Raw genomic sequence first — 16801 nt, 5'->3', positions numbered from 1 at the left:
CCGCCGCCGCCCCGCTCGCACCCGTACGCGGCGCAGCGCGCGCCGCATGCCGGCGCGCCGGCGGCACGCCGTATTCGATCGTCAGACCTGTCATGCTCGACTCCTTGCAATGACGCGCCGCGGCGCGCTACGCGACCCACGCATGGCGTTGCCGGTCGATGCGCGTGAACGGCGCCGGGTCGATCCACGCGCGCGCATCGAAATCCTGTTCGAGAAAGCCCCATTCGACGAGGAAATCCTTGAACGCGACCAGCCCGTCGATCGACGTCTGCGCGAGCCCCGTCTCCAGATGGCGGTGCACGTCCGCGCCATACGCATAGCGCACCCACTCGTCGGACGCCCGCGTCTCGCGGCCGATATACGCAACCGTCTCCGCCGGATGGCGCGCGGCCCAGTCGCCCGCCCCCACCACCACCGACAGGAAACGGCTCACGAGATCGGGGCGCGCGTCGATCAGCGCGCGGTCGACGGTCAGCGTGCGCGGCGTGCCGTTGCCGATCCGCACGAGCGGATCGGGGTGCGCGCCGAGATCGATGACGACCTGTGCATCGATCAGATGCACGGTCTCGAGCCCTTCGACGCCTTTCACGAACACCGCGTCGACTTCGCCACGCACGAGGGCCGCGATCTCGATCCCGTACTCGTGCGGGCCGCGCGCAAACGATGCGGGCCCGGTGCGACGTTCACGTTCGTCGGGCAGGTCGACCCATTCGGCGTCGCCGTGCCCGAGCCCTTCCAGTTCGAGCGCGCTCAGGAAGCCTTTCAGCGCGGCCGCCCGCCAGAAGTCGATACTGATCGGATGGCGCGGCAACCCGAGCCGCCGGCCGCGCAGATCGCGCACCGAGCGAATGCCGCGATCGGGCAGCGTGACGATCGCCTGGAATTCGTTGGTCCACGACAGGCCGATCACGCGCGTATCGGCGCCGCGTGCCCGCGCCCACAGCGCCGGAATGTTGCCGCCCTGCCGGAACGAGTGCGGCAGGCTGTGATCGAAATGCGATTCGCGCTTGCCGGCATCGGCCGTCTCCTGCAGCGAATTCAGCGTGATGCCGTCCGGCCCGAACTCCTCGTCGAACCAGCCGCGGTGCACGGCGATGCCGAGCGCGGTCGGCACCGGGCAGCGCGTGTACCAGAGTGCGTCGCAGGCCGTGGCCTGCGCAGCGAGTGTCGTCATGGTGGATGTCCTTGTCGATGTCGTTGGATGGCGCGGCAATGCCGTCGCGTTCATGCGCCGGCCACGCGCAGCGCCGCCTGCGTGCCGCGCGCGTTCAGCGCACCGTCGACGAGCGGCAGCACTTCCTCGCCCACGCGGTACGCCTCCTCGAGATGCGGGTTGCTCGCGAGAATGAACGTCGACACACCGATGTCGACGTATTCCGCGAGCCGCTCGGCCACCTGCTCGTGGCTGCCGACGATCACGCAGCCGGGGCCGCCGCGAATCTGCGACATCCCGGCCCACAGGTTCGGGCCGACGATCAGGTCGTCGAAGTGCTGCGTGTTGCCCTGGTGCAGCGCGAACTGGCGTTTCGCGCCGACCGACTCCGACGATTCGCCGCGCCCGCCGAAGCCGCCGCGCGTCGCGTCGCCCACCGTCGCGAACATCTGCCGCAACTCGGCCCACGCCTGCTCCTCGGTCTCGCGCGCCAGGATGTCGATGCGCATGCCGAAGCGCAGGTCGCGCTCGGCGTTCTGGCGGTCGAGCGCGCGGCGCGCCGCATCGATCACTTCCTTCTGTTTCGCGAGCGGTTCGCCCCAGCTCAGGTGCACGTCGCCGTGCTTCGCGGCGACCGCGAGCGCGGCGTCGCTCGCGCCGGCCAGGTAGATGCGCGGCGGCTTCTGGCCGCTCAGCGGCGGCAGCAGGCCGCCGGCTTCGACGCGGTAGAAGCGGCCGTCGAACGTGAACGGTTCGCCGGCCGCGACGCCCTTCACGACATCGAGGAATTCGTCGGTGCGCGCATAGCGGCTGTCGTGATCGATGAAGTCGCCGTAGGCACGCTGGTCGGGGCCGCCGCCGCCGGTGACGACGTTCCACTCGACGCGCCCGCGGCTGATCCGCTGCAGGCTCGCGGCCATCTGCGCCGCATAGACCGGATGCACGAAATGCGGCTGCAGCGCGATCAGGAGCCGCAGCCGGCGCGTCTCGCGCGCCAGCGCGGCCGCCACGACCCACGGTTCCTCCGTAAAACGAAAGATCGGAATCAGCGCGCCGTGGAAGCCGGCGATATCGGCCGCGCGCGCGACCTGCGACAGATAGTCGATGTAGCCGAAATCGTCGTCGTCGACTTTCGGCGCGACGCGCGATGCGCGCTGGCGGTTCCATTCGCCGCGCGTATGCAGGTCGTGTGCGCGCCGGCCGTCGCCATGCATCGGCAGGCGCCACAGAAATTCAACAGCCATCGGAGTTCTCCTGGTCGGGCCATTCGGATTGCGTGCGGCATCGGCGTGCCGCGCGAGTGCTGCGCTGTAAAGCACGCGGTGTGCCAACGCGCTCGCCACGGCAGCTGCGCGGCTGCCGGCAAACCTGCGCAGTGCCTTGCATGCCGGGCGTCAGCGGCAATCGGATCGCAGCCGCTCGCGGTCGCCCATGCCGTCACGACACGCCCGTATCGCGCTGCTGCACCGCCCGCACTGCTGCTGCGCGTGCAACAGCAACCGACGCGACTGTTGCTGGCGCAACAGGCCCTGCATCGGTACGCGCACCGCTCCTCCCGCGCGATGCCCGCGCCGCGTGCGGCCGCGCCGTTTCCATTCACTGGCCCGGAACTTGCAACGTTGACCGGCCCGCGCGTGCGACACCGACACCGTGCGCGACCGGGCTTCAACCATGCTCACGCAGAGAGGGAATCTCACCCATGACAGACAGGCCCGATTCGTCATCGGACAAGCAGCAGACGTTCTGGTACGCCCGGTCGCCCGTGCCGACCCCGCTCGGCATCGCCGTGCATCTCGGCTGGCTCAACGGCGAGACGTCGGCCGACGGCGTCGCGATCCGCTCGCCACGCGGCGCCACGCGGCACGACGTGTCGTCGATCAGCGATCACACGCTCGCGCAGTCGTTCCGCCAGGGCGGCAGCATCCCCGCGATGTGGGCGCGCTCGAATGGCGCGAACACGCGCGTGATCGGGCTGTCGTGGGTCGACGAATCGCAGTTGATCCTCGCGCGGCCCGAGTCGGGCATCCGCTCGGTGAAGGCCTTGCGCGGGCGCCGCATCGCGATCCCGAGCCGCCCCGACGACCGCATCGACATCTTTCGCGCGTCGGCGCTGCGCGGCTTCGTCAACGCGTTGAGCCTCGACGGGCTGACCACGCGCGACGTCGAACTCGTCGACGTGCGCGCCCGCACGCTGCAGGCCGTCGGGCCGGCGCGCGCGGCGGACCTGTTCGCGTCGCCGCACGGCTTTTCGAGCCGCGCGCTGTACGCGGCCGAAGCCGGCGCGCTGCTGCGTGGCGAGGTCGACGCGATCTACGTGAAGGGCTCGACCGGCCTCGAGATCGCGCAGCTGATCGGCGCGCACGTCGTGATCGACATCGGCTTTCATCCGGAGCGCGCGATCCGCAACAACAACGGCACGCCGCGCCCGTTGACCGTCAACGCGGACGTGCTCGCGAATCATCCGGACATCGTCGCCGGCTTCCTGAAGCTCGTGGTCGCGGCCGGCGACTGGGCCGGCACGCATCCCGACGAAACCGCGCTCTACGTGGCCGGCGAAACCGCGTCGTCGATCGACTGGGTCCGCGCCGCGTACGGCAACCAGCTGCACCGCCATCTCGGCGTCAATCTCGACGACGAATCGGTCGCCGCGCTCGACGACTTCAAGACGTTCCTGCACGACCACGGTTTTCTGGAGGCCGACTTCGACGTCGCCGACTGGATCGACCCGCGCCCGCTCGCCGACGTGCTGCGGCCGTCGCTGCAGAAGCGCGCGTGAGCCCCTTTTCCGCCTACCGTACCAGACCATCATGAAACACACGCTCTCCCTCGCCTCGCTGCGCCGCCCGCTGCGCGCGCTGTTCGCCGCGCTGCCGTTCGTCGCGGCATCGCTCGCCGCACCGGCCGCGCATGCGGACGACGCGCCCAAGGTCGTGCGAATCGCCGCCGTCGCCTATTCGAGCGGCGGCAAGACGCAGTACGCGGGCGCGTCGGCACTGATCGACGCCGACAAGTCGCTCGAGAAGGCGCTCGCCGCGCGGCACGTGAAGCTGCAATGGGTGCCCGTGTCGACCGCGGCGGTCGGCACGCTCGTGAACGAAGCGTTCACGAACGGCAGCATCGATTTCGCCGGCTACGGCGACCTGCCGTCGGTCGTCGTCAACGCGTCGGGCACGCATACGCGCCTGATCGTGCCGGGCGGTGTCGGCAGCAACACGTATCTCGTCGTGCCGGCCGGCTCGACCGCGAAATCGATCGTCGACCTGAAGGGCAAGCGCATCGCGCTCAATCGCGGCCGGCCGTGGGAAGTCACGTTCAGCAAGCTGCTCGCCGAGAACGGGCTGAAGCTGTCCGACTTCAAGATCTACAACCTCGACCCGCAGGCCGGCGCGGCGGCCGTCGCGGCCGGCCGCGTGGACGGCTTCTTCACGCTGTCCGACGCGTACTCGCTCGTCGACAAGAACGTCGGCAAGATCATCTGGTCGACCAAGACCGCGCCCGACGACTGGAAGATGCGCGCGGAACTGTGGGCGTCCGACGATTTCGTGCGGCGCTACCCCGACCTCACGCAGCTCGTCGCGACCGCCTACGTGCGTGCCGCGCACTGGATCTCACAGCCGCAGAACCGCGACGCGTACGTGAAGATCCTGAGCGCGTCCGGCCAGCCGGAAAGCATCGTGCGCCGCGAATACGCGGATGAGGCGACACCGTGGAAGGAGCAATGGGCGCCGCTCTTCACGCCCGCGCTGACCGGCCACTACCGCGACGTCATCGCGTACAGCCGCCAGGCCGGCCTGACGTCCACGCCGGTCGACGTGAACGCGCTGCTCGCGCCGACGTTCGTGTCGACCGCGCTCAAGCAGCTCGGGCTCGACGGCTACTGGCGCACCGACGCGGCGCGCGTCGCGAGCCGCTGATGCCGATGCATGCCCTCGCGTCGACCGGCGCACGCGCGCTCCGCCTGCCCGGACTCGCACGGCTCGGCGGCATCGCGCTGTGGTGGGCCACGCCCGTCGCATTCGTCGCGCTGTGGTGGCTCGCGAGCGCGCAGCGCTGGTTTCCGCCGCAGCTCGTCGTACCGCCCGAGCGGCTTGCGGCAACGCTGCGCACGCTGCTCGACACCGGCGAACTGCGCGACAACCTGCTGATCACGCTGCATCGCCTCGCGCTCGGCTTCGCGATCGGCGCGACCGGTGGTGCCGCGTTCGGCATCCTGCTGGCGCGCAGCCGGTTGTTCGCCGATTACCTGCGGCCGACGTTCGACCTGCTGCGGCAAGTGCCGACGCTCACGCTGATTCCGCTGCTGATCCTGCTGATCGGCGTCGACGAGCCGCTGAAGCTCGTCGTCGTCGGCAAGGCCGTGTTCTTTCCGGTCGCGCTGGCCGCGTACACGGGCGTGCACGACGCGCCGCGCGATCTCGTCGAGATGGCGCGGCACTATGGGCTCGGCCGCTTCGCGCTGCTACGCGACGTGCTGCTGCCGGCCGCGTTGCCACCGCTGCTGACCGGCGTGCGGATCGCGCTCGCGCGCGCGTGGCTCGCGCTCGTCGCGGTCGAGCTGCTCAGCGCCGACAGCGGAATCGGCCAGATGATGGAACTGGCGCGGCAGATGCTGCGGCTCGACGTCGTGCTCATCGACGTCGCGGTGATCGGGCTGATCGGCTTCGCGATCGACCGGTCGATCGCGCTCGTGCAACGCTACGCATTGCGCTGGCAGACGCCCGCGCGCTGAACGAACAGGTATCCGAATGACCCGCGCCATCCCCTCATTCTCGTTCGCCGCGCTGCGCCGTCGTGCGCGCGGCCTCGTCGTGCCGGCCCTGCTGGTCGCCGCCTGGCAATCCGCGTCGTCCGGTGACGCGGCCCATCAATACGCGTTCGTGCCGTTGCAGCAGGTGGGCGCCGCGCTCGTCGAACTCGCGCGCAGCGGCGAACTCGCCACCGATCTCGGCGCGAGCCTGCGCCGCACGACGCTCGGCCTCGCGGCCGGCGTCGCGTTCGGGCTCGTGTTCGGCGCGGCGATGGCGCGCTCGACGCTCGCGCGCAAGCTCGGCGAGCCGGCGTTCCAGGCGCTGCGCTACGTGCCGCTGCTCGGGCTGATTCCGCTGCTGAGCCTGTGGGCCGGCACCGGTGAATTCGCGAAGGTGTTCATCATCGCGCTCGCCGCGTTCTACCCGATGACCACCGCCAGCTTCGACGGGCTGCGCCGCGTCGATCCGCGCTACGTCGAACTCGCGCAGTCGTATCGCCTGACGCGCATCGGCCTGTGGCGCGACGTGCTGATTCCGGGCGCGCTGCCCGACCTGTTCGCGGGCGTGCTGCAGGCCGTGCCGTTCGCATGGATCACCGCGACCAGCAGCGAGCTGCTGTTCAACGCGGGTGCGGGTGTCGGCAGCCTGATGCAGAACGCGCAGGCCGGCGCACGTGCCGACGTGTTGCTGGTCTGCGTGCTGGGCGTGACGGCGCTTGCCGTCGGCATGAGTGCGCTATGCGAGCGAATCGCGCAGCGTGCGCTGCGCTGGCGCGATCACGCCTGACGGCGCAGCCGCGCGTCGGCGTCGGCGTCGCCCGCGTCGCGCGGCTTCAGGATGCCGAGCTGCGCGAGCCGCGCGCGCACGATGTTGCGCGACTGATCGAGCAGGCGCGACATGCGCAGCTGGTTGTGGTCGCTGTAGTCGAACACGCTGCGGTAGACGGTGTCCTCGATGTGCTGCCACAGCGCCGGCGTGCCGAGATCCAGCAGTTCGATCACCGCGTGGCGCAGCGCATCGGTCGCCTCGGCCACGTCGCGCGCACGGCGCGGTGGTGCCGCCGCCGTGCTGCGCGGATCACCGGCATCGGGCGCCAGCGACAGCGCGGAAAACTGCAGGTCGCTTACGTCGATCGCGCCGCCCGCGCAGATCAGCACCGCGTGGTGGATCACGTTCTCGAGTTCGCGGATGTTGCCGGGCCATGCGTGCGCATGCAACCGGGCGCGCGCGGCGTCCGTCAGCGTCGGCGCGGCCACGCGCAGCCGCTTCGCGTAGGTGTCGATGAAGTGTTCGATCAGCGGCGCGATGTCGCCGGGCCGCTCGCGCAGCGGCAGCAGGCTCAGCTTCACGACGTTGAGCCGGTAGTACAGATCCTCGCGGAAATTGCCCGCGCGCACCGCGGCTTCGAGATTCACGTTGGTGGCCGCGACGAGCCGCACGTCGATCTTCACGGTCTTGCGCGAGCCGACCGGCGTCACCTCGCGCTCCTGCAGCACGCGCAGCAGCTTCACCTGCGCGGACAGCGGCAGGTCGCCCACCTCGTCGAGAAACAGCGTGCCGCGATTCGCGGATTCGAACCAGCCGGGCTGGCTGTTGATCGCGCCGGTGAACGCGCCGCGCTCGTGGCCGAACAGCTCGCTCTCGATCAGCGTCTCGGAGAACGCGCCGCAGTTGACCGCGACGAACGGGCCGTCGTGGCGCTCGCTCAGCGAGTGCACGAGGCGCGCGATCAGCTCCTTGCCGGTGCCGCTCTCGCCGGTGACGAGCACGGTCGCGTCGCTGGGCGCGACGAGCTGGATGCGCTCGAGCAGCACCCGCGATTTGGGATCGTCGAACGTCAGCGCCTTCGCACGAATCGTGATCGCATGCGAAGTCGGGTCCGGCAAGCTGAAGATGGCCATGGCACGACCGGCGTGTTGAACGGGGAAGGTTCGACGATAGCAAGGCGCGCGCCGGCCACGAACCAATTCATCGAGCTATCGGTATGACGGCGGCCGGATTGCGCCGGCCGCGGCACGAGGTCACGCGAGGCCGGTCATCTTCCATTGCTGCTCGAGCGCGCCCGGGCCGAACTCGAGCGAGCCGCCGAGCGGTTCCGCGAGCGCCTGGAAATACGCGGCTTCCTCGAGGATCAGGATGTACTTCGACACGTCGAGGATCGATTTACCCCAGAACGTCGCGCCGCCGTTCGCCTCGATGATCGCCGGCACCTCGGGGTCGCGGCGGATCGTGTCGACGATGAAGCGCGGCTCGCCGGGGCGACGATCGACGTACACCGGAATCTCGCGGGCCCGCGTGTAGCGCGCGGCCGGCGCATAGCGGATCGGCAGCGGGCGATGCGCGCTCGCCCACGCGCCGAGGTACGGGCCGTGCACGTGGATCACGACGCCGACTTCCGGCGCCTCGCGGAACACGTCCGCATAGCGCGGCCCGTTGCCGCCCGCACGCGCGTCGCCGTGCAGCACGTCGCCGTCGAACGTCACGACGACGGGCTGGATCTCCCGCGACGCGGCCCACGGGCTCGGCGCCGACAGCGCGACGATGAGTTCCGTGCCCGGCACGCGCTGGAACGCCTGGAACGTGTTGGTCGCGGACAGCGTGCGCGTGTCCTTCAGCACGCGCTCGGCCTGCGTGAATTCGCGCGTGGCGCGCTCGACGAATGCCACGAGTTCGCCGCTGTCGATGGTTGAGGTGACTGGCATGAGGACGGGTTCCTTGATCGGGTAGATAGATGGGCTCGCATCGCAATGCCATAACGCTGCAAAGCACGGCCACCGGATCAGCAGCAATCGTGCCAGCCGGGCAGGCATGCGCCGAAGACCCGTGGCGCGGTGCGCGTGCGTTTTTTGCACGACGCGCACCGTGCGATCCCTGCGTGCGCCTCTGTTGCGGGAGCAACAGCCTGCCGGCCCGGATTGCTGCTCGACGCGCAGCCGCCGAAAGCGTGCGCGGCTCGCCGTACGGCGCAGCGGCCCGTCGTGTCTCGCGCCACGCGCCCAACGGCTGCGCTGGTTCGAAACTTGCGTCGAGGTCGGCCCGCGCCGCGCGCTGTCCGGCGCGCCCGATCCGACTTTACCGACACCCATCCGACCATGACGCTCCTCCCCCTGCGCGGGTACGCCGCGCGCACCCTGCTGGCTTCGGCGCTCGCCGTCTCGTCTCTCCTCTCGCATGCAGCTTCCCCCGGCCGCGTGCCTGCGCCCGATCCGTTGCAGGGCGACGGCCGCGTGTCCGCGTTCTACACATGGGACCGCGACATTCCGGCGACGCCCGGCGTGCTGTTGCGCACCGAGCCGCTGCCGGCGACGCTCGGGCTCGCGAGCGCCGGCCACCAGTTGCGCATCCTCTATGCATCGACCGACGGCGTCGGCGGCCGCACGCCGATCGCCGTGTCGGGCGCGCTGTTCGTGCCGCGCGGCACGCCGCCGGCCGGCGGCTGGCCGATCGTCGCGTGGGCGCACGGCACGTTCGGGATGGCCGACATCTGCGCGCCATCGTGGTTCGGCCGCTCGTATCGCGACGTGCGCTACCTGAACGCGTGGCTTCAGCAAGGGTTCGCGGTCGTCGCGACCGACTACCAGGGGCTCGGCACGCCCGGCCCGAATCCGCAGCTCAACAACCGCTCGAACAGCTACACGCTGCTCGACAGCGTGCGCGCGGTGCTCGGCGGCGTGCCGGGCCTCGCGAACGAGGTCGTGCTCGTCGGCCAGTCGCAAGGCGGCTCGGCCGTGTTCGCGGCGGCCGGCTACGCACCCACCTATGCGCCCGAACTCGCGATCCGCGCGACCGTTGCCACCGGCACGATCTACAACGCGTCGCCCGCCACGCTCGCGTCGCTGCCGAAGTTCGAGAGCGCGTACCGGCGCGATCCCGAGCGCGTCGATCCGACGCTCGCGTACCAGTTCTATTCGGTGCTCTCCGCGCAGCAGATCGACCCGTCGCTGCGCGCGGACGAGGTGCTGACCGACCAGGCATTGCCGATCCTCGAACAGTCGCGCATCAGTTGCCTCGCGTCGCTCGAGGACGACGCGGCGCTCGCGCACCTCACGCACGCGAACACCGTCAAGCCCGGCGGCGATGCACGGCTGAAGGCCTGGTGGGACGAATACCTGAAATACCCGACGCTGAAGATCGCCACGCCCGTCTTCATCGGCGCGGGCGCGGACGACGGGCTCGCGCCGCTCGAACTCGCGCTTGCGAAGGACGCGTGCGCGGCCGGCACGACCGTCGAGGCGCACCTGTATGCGGGCCGCGAACACAACGGCACCGTGAACGCGTCGCTCGTCGATTCGATTCCGTTCGTGAAGCGCGTGCTCGCCGGCGAGACGATCCACCCGGTCTGCGCGCCGACCGCGCAGCAGGCCGTTTCGCAATAGCGGAGGCAACGCGCTTTTGCACGACGGCGCGAATGCATTTCGGAATCCGTTATTGGATCGCGCCGCCGCGCATTTTTATACTCGTCAGCACTCTCTGTTAAAGAGTGCCAGCCCAATTCAACAGATCAGCACAGGACGAACCAATGAGCCTACGCCCCTTGCACGACCGCGTGATCGTGAAACGACTCGACCAGGAAACCACCACCGCATCGGGCATCGTGATCCCCGACAGCGCGGCGGAAAAGCCCGACCAGGGTGAAGTGATCGCCGTCGGCCCCGGCCGCAAGGATACGGACGGCCAGCGCATCGTGCCCGACCTGCAGGTCGGCGAGCGCGTGCTGTTCGGCAAGTACGCGGGGCAAGCCGTCAAGGTGGACGGCAACGAGTTTCTCGTGCTGCGCGAAGAAGACATCGTCGCGGTCGTCAATCAATAACGGAGCGCAATCATGGCAGCGAAGGAAATCATTTTCAGCGACGTCGCACGGGCGAAGCTGACGGAAGGCGTGAACATTCTCGCGAACGCGGTAAAGGTCACGCTCGGGCCGAAGGGCCGCAACGTCGTGCTCGAACGCAGCTTCGGCGCGCCGGTCGTCACGAAGGACGGCGTATCGGTCGCGAAGGAAATCGAACTCGCGGACAAGCTGCAGAACATCGGCGCGCAGCTCGTGAAGGAAGTCGCGTCGCGCACGAGCGACGCCGCCGGCGACGGCACCACGACGGCCACCGTGCTCGCGCAGGCGATCGTGCGTGAAGGCCAGAAATACGTCGCGGCCGGGCTCAACCCGCTCGACCTGAAGCGCGGCATCGACAAGGCCGTCGCGGCGGCCGTCGACGAGCTGAAGAAGATCAGCCGCCCGACCACCACGAGCAAGGAGATCGCGCAGGTCGCGACGATCTCCGCGAACGGTGAGGAATCGATCGGCCAGCGCATCGCGGAAGCGATCGACCGTGTCGGCAAGGAAGGCGTGATCACCGTCGAGGACGGCAAGTCGCTCGCGGACGAGCTCGACGTGGTCGAAGGGCTGCAGTTCGATCGCGGCTACCTGTCGCCGTACTTCATCAACAACCCGGACAAGCAGATCGCCGAGATCGAAAGCCCGTACATCCTGCTGCACGACAAGAAGATCTCGAACATCCGCGACCTGCTGCCGGTGCTCGAACAGGTCGCGAAGTCGGGCCGGCCGCTGCTGATCATCGCGGAAGACGTCGAAGGCGAAGCGCTCGCGACGCTGGTCGTGAACAACATCCGCGGCATCCTGAAGACGGTCGCCGTGAAGGCGCCGGGCTTCGGCGACCGCCGCAAGGCGCTGCTCGAGGACATCGCGATCCTCACCGGCGGGCAGGTGATCGCCGAGGAAACGGGCCTGACGCTCGAGAAGGCGACGCTCGCCGAACTCGGCCAGGCGAAGCGCATCGAGGTCGGCAAGGAAAACACGACCGTGATCGACGGCGCGGGCGATGCGAAGAACATCGAAGCGCGCGTGAAGCAGATCCGCGTGCAGATCGACGAAGCCACGTCGGACTACGACCGTGAAAAACTGCAGGAACGCGTCGCGAAGCTCGCGGGCGGCGTGGCGGTGATCAAGGTCGGCGGGGCCACCGAGATCGAAGTGAAGGAGAAGAAGGACCGCGTCGACGACGCGCTGCACGCGACGCGCGCGGCCGTCGAGGAAGGCATCGTGCCAGGCGGCGGCGTCGCGCTGATCCGCGTGCGGCAGGCGATCCGCGAACTGCAGGGCGTGAACGCCGACCAGAACGCGGGCATCAAGATCGTGCTGCGCGCGCTCGAGGAACCGCTGCGCCAGATCGTCACGAACGCGGGCGAGGAAGCGAGCGTCGTCGTCGCGAAGGTGGCCGAAGGCTCGGGCAACTTCGGGTACAACGCGCAGACCGGTGAATACGGCGACCTCGTCGAATCGGGCGTGCTCGATCCGACCAAGGTCACGCGCACGGCGCTGCAGAACGCGGCGTCGGTCGCGGGGCTGCTGCTGACGACCGATGCGACCGTGTTCGAGGCGCCGAAGGACGCGGCACCGGCGGCGGCGCCGGGCGGCCCGGGTGCGGGTGGGCCGGGGTTTGATTTCTGACGACCCGACGCGTATGCCGGTTCGCCGGCATGCGCGCCGTCCTGAATCAATCGGAAACGCGTGGCGACGATAGTCGTCACGCGTTTTTTTGCCTGGTGCGCCGGACCGCACGGACTACACAACCTTTACGACCTTTTTACTTGCGCCCGCGCATGCGTTCACTAGAATGTGTTCGCAATCCATCCCTCACCGAGTACGCACATGCGCATCCGAAGTCCTCGCCCGCCGAGTTGCTTTTCTGCCTGACCGGCAGGACGCCTGCGTCTCTTTTCCCGAGCCACCGTCCTGCCAGCAGGCGGACGGTGCGCGCCGTAGTCCTTCCCGTGCACGCTTGAACACGACGTCGATGCGTTAGCCGCGCATCGCGCGATGCAAGCGTGTTCGCGCGGAAACTCCCGCCTCACGACGCGCCATCGATCCGCCGCCCCGGCAACGATCGATTGGCATGCCTGCATCATAAATGTCGATCCGATCGCATTGCTTTGCATACCTGATTTAACCAACGGATAGTCCCGATACCGGAGACCGATCATGTTCGAGATCGACAAGCAGTACACCCGCGAATTCATCCACACCGCGTGCGGCGGCAGCAAACAGGCATTCCTGCCGACGAAGAACGGCAAGGTCGTGGCCGCCTGCCTGCGCACGGACCTCAACCCGCACGCACCCGACGTGATCCTCTGCGACGGCAGCGCATCCGCGCGGGCGGCCGGCAGGACGCTCGCCGCGCAACGCGACTCGATTCCGGTGTTCATCCGCATCGCCACCGACGCGTACCGCTTCGTCGGCCAGTACGTCGTCAGCGAATCACTCACCGCTCCGCTCGACTGCGCGCCTTACGTGCGCAACAGCAGCTTCACGCCCGGGCAGATCTCGCGCGTGCTCAAGCTCAAGCGTTGTTGACCCGCCTGGCGGGCGCGTCGCGCGCCCAGCCCCGGCCATCTTTCATACAGGAGCCATCATGCTTGGCCTGACGTTCTGGAAACACGTGATCGGTACGCGGACCGATGCAATCCGCGATGACAGGGCGGCTGCACACGACCGGCACCGACGGGTGTCGAGAACGCTCGTGCTGACCAGCGCCGCGGTGGCGTTCGCGGCGATCGCGTTCGGTGCGCCGGTCGTCGGCATTTCGGTGTTTCTGCTGACGACGCTGCCGTTCGTGCTGTCGGGTACCTGAAGCGCTACGTTTCGGGCCCGGTTCCACCGGCAATCGATACACAATTTTAATGCCGGGCCCGCTCGTATCTAACACCGTCTTTACGCGGTTTTGTCTAGGATTTCCCTGTCATCCCGACACGGAGAGATCCGCATGCAAACGCAGCAGGCCGCCGCCGGCGGCCAACCCGACCTTCCCTACCGACGCGGCGGCGCACCGTTCGCGACCCGGCTGGCCGACGCGTGCCCGCCGAACCACATCCTGCTCGACGTACCGGTCGAAAGCGCGATCCAGTTGTTCGACCTCGTCGCGCGCTATGTCGAGCGCAGCAGCGGCGTATCCGCGGAACGGATCAGGACCGAACTGACGAAGCGCGAGCAACTCGGCTCGACCGGCCTCGGCCAGGGCGTCGCGATTCCGCATGCGCGTGTCGCGGGTCTTCGCTCGGCCATCGCGCTGTTCGTTCGCGCGCAGTATCCGTTCAGCTTCAACGCACCGGATCGCAAGCCCGTGCGCGAGTTCATCGTGCTGGTCCTGCCGCAGGAAGACAACCGCGCACATCTCGAACTGCTCGCCGACGCGGCGCGGTGTTTCAGCGAACGCCCGTTCCGGCAGGCATCGCGCGACGCGCTGACGCCCGGCGAGATTCACCAGCTGATGCAACGCACGTATTGATGCCGCATTGATGCCGCACCCTGCGGCGACAGGCATTCCCTTCATCCATTCGGACTCCCATGTTCCCAGACCCTGAAAGTCCCACCCTGACGTCCCGCCGCGTAGCCGGCCTGGCGCGCTCGCTGCCGTTCATGCAGGCCCTGCACGGGCAGACCGTCGTCATCGTCGATGGCGGCGCCGCGAGCGATGCGCGCGCCCGCCAGGCATTCGCGCAGGATGTCGCGCTGCTCGCGCTCACCGGCGTTCGCCCGATCGTCGTCCAGGGTGTGCCGGCCGCCTCCGGCACGCAATCGATCCACGCCGTTCACGCGGCGATGGCGGGCGTCAATCATGAACTGGTGCGCCTGATCGGCAGTCACGGCGCCAAGGCGATCGGCATCGACGGTCACGACGGCGGCCTGCTCGTGGCGAGCGCGGATTCCGACCGCGTCGGCACAAGCGCGGTCGCACGGTTCGACGGCACCACGTTCAACGCGTTTCTCGAGAACGGGCTGGTGCCCGTCGTGATGCCGGTCGCCCCGGACGACGCAGGCCACGATCACTTGCTGCGCGCGGAACGGCTCGGCAGCCTCTTCGCGCAGCGCACGGGCGCCGTCACGCTGGTGATGATGGTCGACGGCACGCTGCTGCGCGAACTTGGCGAACTCGCGGGGCTGTACGGCATCACGGAACTCGAGCACTGGCTCGCCGAGCACCCGGCGGCCACGGCGGCGCCTTGCGTACGGGACGCGCTCGATGCGCTTGCGCACGGCGTGCAGAACGTCCATCTCGCCGATATCGGGCAACCCGAATCGCTGATCGACGAACTGTTGACGGAGGAAGGATCGGGGGTCGTGTTCTGCCGTCGCGGCAACACCGACCTGCTGTCGGAAACCCGCCGCTACTTCGCGGATTCGGCGAGCGTGCTGCGCGACGGCTTCAGCGTCGAGCAGAAGCAGGTCGTGCGGTTCTGACTTTCTGGTAGCGATAAAGCGCTTGCGGCGACCCACCCGGGCCGCCGCAAGCGAATGGCGTCAGCGCCCCGTCGCAAGCCGCCGCACGACGCTCACCAGCGCATCGACTTCGTCGCACGTGTTGTAGAACGCGAGCGACGGCCGCACCGTGGCCTCGAGCCCGAAGCGCCGCAGGATCGGCTGCGCGCAGTGATGCCCCGAGCGCACCGCGATGCCCTCTTCGTTCAGCGCCTGCCCGACTTCCTCGGTCTCATAGCCCTTCAGCACGAACGACAGCACGCTCGCCTTGTCGCGGGCCGTGCCGACGAGCCGCACGCCCGGCACCGGCGCGAGCACGCTCGTTGCATACGCAAGCAGGTCGTGCTCGTAGCGCGCGATGTTCTCGATGCCGACCCGGTTCACGTAGTCGAGCGCGGCTCCCAGCCCCACCGCATCCGCGATGTTGCCGGTGCCGGCCTCGAACCGGTTCGGCGGCGGCTGGAACACCGTGCGCTCGAACGTCACGTCCGCGATCATGTTGCCGCCGCCCTGCCACGGCGGCATGTCGTCGAGGATCGCGCGCTTGCCGTACACGACGCCGATCCCGGTCGGCCCGTAGATCTTGTGCCCGGAGAACACGAAGAAATCCGCATCGAGCGCCTGCACGTCCACACGCATGTGCGAGATCGACTGCGCGCCGTCGACGAGCGCCTTCGCGCCCGCACGATGCGCGAGCTCGACGATCTCCTTCACCGGCACGACCGTGCCGAGCGCGTTCGACACCTGCGTGACGGACACGATCTTCGTGCGGTCGTTGAGCAGCTTCCGGTATTCGTCGAGCAGCACCTGCCCCGAATCGTCGACCGGAATCACGCGCAGCTTCGCGCCCTTGAGCGCAGCAAGCTGCTGCCACGGCACGATGTTCGCGTGGTGCTCGAGATGCGACACGATGATCTCGTCGCCTTCGCCGACGTTCTGCACGCCCCACGTCTTCGCGATCAGGTTGATCGCCTCGGTCGTGCCGCGCACGAACACGATCTCGTCGGGCGACGATGCGCCGATGAAACGCTGCACCGTTTCCCGCGCATGCTCGTACGCGTCCGTCGCGCGGCCGGCCAATGCATGCGCGGCGCGGTGGATGTTCGAGTTCTCGTGCGCATAGAAATACGCGAGACGGTCGATCACGGCCTGCGGCTTGTGGGTCGTCGCTGCATTGTCGAACCACACGAGCTGCTTGCCGTTCACGCGCTCCTGCAGGATCGGGAAATCGCGGCGGATCGCGTTCACGTCGAACGGCGGATGCGCGCCGCGATACAGCTGGCCTTGCGGCTCGGCTGCGTGCGCATCGTCGATGAAGTAGCGCGGCACGTCGGCGCCCGACGCACGCGACACCGGCACGTCGCGATGCACGGCGAGCAGTTCGCGCAGCGCGTCGTCGCCCGGCAAACCGAACGCTTCCGGCGAAGCAAGGCCGTTCGACGGCACGACGATGTCCTGCGGCGTCCCCTGCCAGCCCTGCAGCGAGCCGTCGGTGAAGTAGTACGGCGAGGCCTTCGCCGCGCCCTCCGATACCGGCGCATTCACTTGCGGCACGCCGAGCGCCGCGCCGCCGACGCGCGGTTCGAGCGCGGGCGCGATCGACACGACGTTGTCGGGCAGCCCGTTCTGCGA

Annotated in this window: 16 protein-coding genes; 11 read left to right on the top strand and 5 right to left on the bottom strand. The window is 68.7% G+C overall.

Features of this window, described 5'->3' with window-relative positions; translation table 11 throughout:
• Positions 1-127: 127 nt before the first annotated feature.
• Positions 128-1174: an ABC transporter substrate-binding protein gene (locus G3N98_RS32695; protein ID WP_089432154.1), complete on the bottom strand. Its 1047-nt coding sequence runs from the start codon at positions 1172-1174 to the stop codon at positions 128-130.
• Positions 1175-1224: 50 nt separating this feature from the next.
• The gene (locus G3N98_RS32690; protein WP_089497701.1) at positions 1225-2397 is read right to left on the bottom strand and encodes an LLM class flavin-dependent oxidoreductase; all 1173 of its coding nucleotides are present in this window, start codon (positions 2395-2397) and stop codon (positions 1225-1227) included.
• Between the two features lie 455 nt (positions 2398-2852).
• Between G3N98_RS32690 and G3N98_RS32685 the strand changes: the two genes are divergently transcribed.
• The 4 genes from G3N98_RS32685 to G3N98_RS32670 are packed head-to-tail and all read left to right on the top strand — an operon-like array spanning position 2853 to position 6687.
• A complete protein-coding gene (locus tag G3N98_RS32685) occupies positions 2853-3929 on the top strand; it encodes a nitrate ABC transporter substrate-binding protein (protein ID WP_089457604.1) in 1077 nt (358 codons plus the stop codon).
• Positions 3930-3960: 31 nt separating this feature from the next.
• Entirely contained in the window at positions 3961-5067 is a 1107-nt protein-coding gene (locus G3N98_RS32680; RefSeq protein ID WP_206150502.1) for a PhnD/SsuA/transferrin family substrate-binding protein, read from the top strand.
• The gene (locus G3N98_RS32675; RefSeq protein ID WP_089474168.1) at positions 5067-5882 is read left to right on the top strand and encodes an ABC transporter permease; all 816 of its coding nucleotides are present in this window, start codon (positions 5067-5069) and stop codon (positions 5880-5882) included. Before G3N98_RS32680 ends, G3N98_RS32675 begins: the two co-directional genes overlap by 1 nt.
• A gap of 16 nt (positions 5883-5898) precedes the next feature.
• The gene (locus G3N98_RS32670; RefSeq protein WP_206150501.1) at positions 5899-6687 is read left to right on the top strand and encodes an ABC transporter permease; all 789 of its coding nucleotides are present in this window, start codon (positions 5899-5901) and stop codon (positions 6685-6687) included.
• Here the strand turns inward: G3N98_RS32670 and G3N98_RS32665 are convergent.
• Positions 6678-7802, bottom strand: a complete 1125-nt coding sequence (locus G3N98_RS32665; RefSeq protein ID WP_206150500.1) for a sigma 54-interacting transcriptional regulator — start codon at positions 7800-7802, stop codon at positions 6678-6680. The genes G3N98_RS32670 and G3N98_RS32665 overlap by 10 nt on opposite strands.
• A gap of 120 nt (positions 7803-7922) precedes the next feature.
• Entirely contained in the window at positions 7923-8603 is a 681-nt protein-coding gene (locus G3N98_RS32660; protein ID WP_206150499.1) for a class II aldolase/adducin family protein, read from the bottom strand.
• Positions 8604-8993: 390 nt separating this feature from the next.
• On the opposite strand from G3N98_RS32660, the gene G3N98_RS32655 reads away from it, so the two are divergent.
• From G3N98_RS32655 to G3N98_RS32625, 7 genes are all read left to right on the top strand, one after another.
• The gene (locus tag G3N98_RS32655; protein ID WP_206150498.1) at positions 8994-10277 is read left to right on the top strand and encodes an alpha/beta fold hydrolase; all 1284 of its coding nucleotides are present in this window, start codon (positions 8994-8996) and stop codon (positions 10275-10277) included.
• A 143-nt stretch (positions 10278-10420) separates the two neighbouring features.
• Positions 10421-10711: a co-chaperone GroES gene (locus tag G3N98_RS32650; protein WP_011694564.1), complete on the top strand. Its 291-nt coding sequence runs from the start codon at positions 10421-10423 to the stop codon at positions 10709-10711.
• Between the two features lie 12 nt (positions 10712-10723).
• Complete coding sequence (gene groL / locus G3N98_RS32645; protein ID WP_039354347.1) at positions 10724-12364, top strand: chaperonin GroEL; 1641 nt, start codon at positions 10724-10726, stop codon at positions 12362-12364.
• A gap of 531 nt (positions 12365-12895) precedes the next feature.
• On the top strand, positions 12896-13267 hold the full coding sequence (locus G3N98_RS32640) for a DUF6697 family protein (protein WP_206150497.1): 372 nt from the start codon (positions 12896-12898) through the stop codon (positions 13265-13267).
• A gap of 58 nt (positions 13268-13325) precedes the next feature.
• Positions 13326-13544 carry a hypothetical protein gene (locus G3N98_RS32635; RefSeq protein WP_230624101.1) on the top strand — a complete coding sequence of 73 codons (219 nt, stop codon included), beginning with the start codon at positions 13326-13328 and terminating at the stop codon, positions 13542-13544.
• A 132-nt stretch (positions 13545-13676) separates the two neighbouring features.
• Positions 13677-14198 carry a PTS sugar transporter subunit IIA gene (locus tag G3N98_RS32630; protein ID WP_206150496.1) on the top strand — a complete coding sequence of 174 codons (522 nt, stop codon included), beginning with the start codon at positions 13677-13679 and terminating at the stop codon, positions 14196-14198.
• Positions 14199-14257: 59 nt separating this feature from the next.
• Entirely contained in the window at positions 14258-15151 is an 894-nt protein-coding gene (locus G3N98_RS32625) for an acetylglutamate kinase (protein WP_206150495.1), read from the top strand.
• A 60-nt stretch (positions 15152-15211) separates the two neighbouring features.
• Here the strand turns inward: G3N98_RS32625 and G3N98_RS32620 are convergent.
• Positions 15212-16801 (bottom strand): family 2A encapsulin nanocompartment cargo protein cysteine desulfurase (locus tag G3N98_RS32620; protein ID WP_206150494.1); only part of this gene is annotated, 1590 nt, incomplete at its 5' end.

This window comes from Burkholderia sp. Tr-20390, from assembly GCF_017104595.1.
Taxonomy (GTDB): Bacteria; Pseudomonadota; Gammaproteobacteria; order Burkholderiales; family Burkholderiaceae; genus Burkholderia.
This window is presented reverse-complemented; position numbering and strand designations above follow the sequence as displayed.

Coding starts and splice junctions, on each gene's coding strand:
- G3N98_RS32635 (WP_230624101.1), top strand. CDS start 13,326: ATGCTTGGCCTGACGTTCTGGAAACACGTGATCGGTACGCGGACCGAT.
- G3N98_RS32685 (WP_089457604.1), top strand. CDS start 2,853: ATGACAGACAGGCCCGATTCGTCATCGGACAAGCAGCAGACGTTCTGG.
- G3N98_RS32625 (WP_206150495.1), top strand. CDS start 14,258: ATGTTCCCAGACCCTGAAAGTCCCACCCTGACGTCCCGCCGCGTAGCC.
- groL (WP_039354347.1), top strand. CDS start 10,724: ATGGCAGCGAAGGAAATCATTTTCAGCGACGTCGCACGGGCGAAGCTG.
- G3N98_RS32680 (WP_206150502.1), top strand. CDS start 3,961: ATGAAACACACGCTCTCCCTCGCCTCGCTGCGCCGCCCGCTGCGCGCG.
- G3N98_RS32695 (WP_089432154.1), bottom strand. CDS start 1,174: ATGACGACACTCGCTGCGCAGGCCACGGCCTGCGACGCACTCTGGTAC.
- G3N98_RS32630 (WP_206150496.1), top strand. CDS start 13,677: ATGCAAACGCAGCAGGCCGCCGCCGGCGGCCAACCCGACCTTCCCTAC.
- G3N98_RS32655 (WP_206150498.1), top strand. CDS start 8,994: ATGACGCTCCTCCCCCTGCGCGGGTACGCCGCGCGCACCCTGCTGGCT.
- G3N98_RS32690 (WP_089497701.1), bottom strand. CDS start 2,397: ATGGCTGTTGAATTTCTGTGGCGCCTGCCGATGCATGGCGACGGCCGG.
- G3N98_RS32670 (WP_206150501.1), top strand. CDS start 5,899: ATGACCCGCGCCATCCCCTCATTCTCGTTCGCCGCGCTGCGCCGTCGT.
- G3N98_RS32675 (WP_089474168.1), top strand. CDS start 5,067: ATGCCGATGCATGCCCTCGCGTCGACCGGCGCACGCGCGCTCCGCCTG.
- G3N98_RS32660 (WP_206150499.1), bottom strand. CDS start 8,603: ATGCCAGTCACCTCAACCATCGACAGCGGCGAACTCGTGGCATTCGTC.
- G3N98_RS32650 (WP_011694564.1), top strand. CDS start 10,421: ATGAGCCTACGCCCCTTGCACGACCGCGTGATCGTGAAACGACTCGAC.
- G3N98_RS32665 (WP_206150500.1), bottom strand. CDS start 7,802: ATGGCCATCTTCAGCTTGCCGGACCCGACTTCGCATGCGATCACGATT.
- G3N98_RS32640 (WP_206150497.1), top strand. CDS start 12,896: ATGTTCGAGATCGACAAGCAGTACACCCGCGAATTCATCCACACCGCG.